This window comes from Corynebacterium sp. MSK044 (assembly GCF_030232825.1).
Classification (GTDB): Bacteria; Actinomycetota; Actinomycetes; order Mycobacteriales; family Mycobacteriaceae; genus Corynebacterium.
In genome coordinates this window covers 1-540 of the sequence record NZ_JASPJJ010000060.1, presented here as the reverse complement: position 1 = coordinate 540, position 540 = coordinate 1, and the positions used below count along the sequence as shown (strand labels likewise).

The following is a 540-nucleotide window of genomic DNA, read 5'->3' as shown; positions in this document are numbered from 1 at the left end:
GCTCGCCCGAGTTGCGACACCGACGATCTTTCTGGAGTACACATCGGTGATAAACGCGGTGTAGGCAAAACCAGACAGGGTATGCACGTAGGTGATGTCAGCGACCCACAACCGGTGCGGCGCGGGGGCAGTGAAGTCACGGTTGACCAGGTCAGGGCGACGATCCGGGACATCAGCCCGAAGCGTTGTGATCGGAGTGCGGCCCCTTCTGCGGCCTTGGATGCCGGCGAGTTTCATCAACCGTGCCGTCTGATCCCGACCGATGTCCCAGCCAGCGCGCTGCATGGCCTTCCACATCTTGCGGACCCCGTACACGCTGAAGTTATCCTCGAAGACTCTCACCAATTCGGGGATAAGCAGCGCGTCTGACAAGCTCCTGGCCGACGGGGCTCGTGTTTTCGCTGCTCGGTAGCCCCGAGAGGTGATAAACTCACATTCTGTCTGCCTTAACGTGCGACAGATGGCCTCGACCCCGAAGCGATCGCGATACGCATCGATGTATTCGATCATCTTCTGGTGGGACGGTCGAGTTCCGCCGCG

1 protein-coding gene is annotated in these 540 nt (G+C 60.2%); it reads right to left on the bottom strand.

From position 1 onward, the window contains the following. A partial coding sequence (locus tag QP994_RS11245) for an IS3 family transposase (protein ID WP_284866834.1) occupies positions 1-540 on the bottom strand: 540 nt, incomplete at both ends.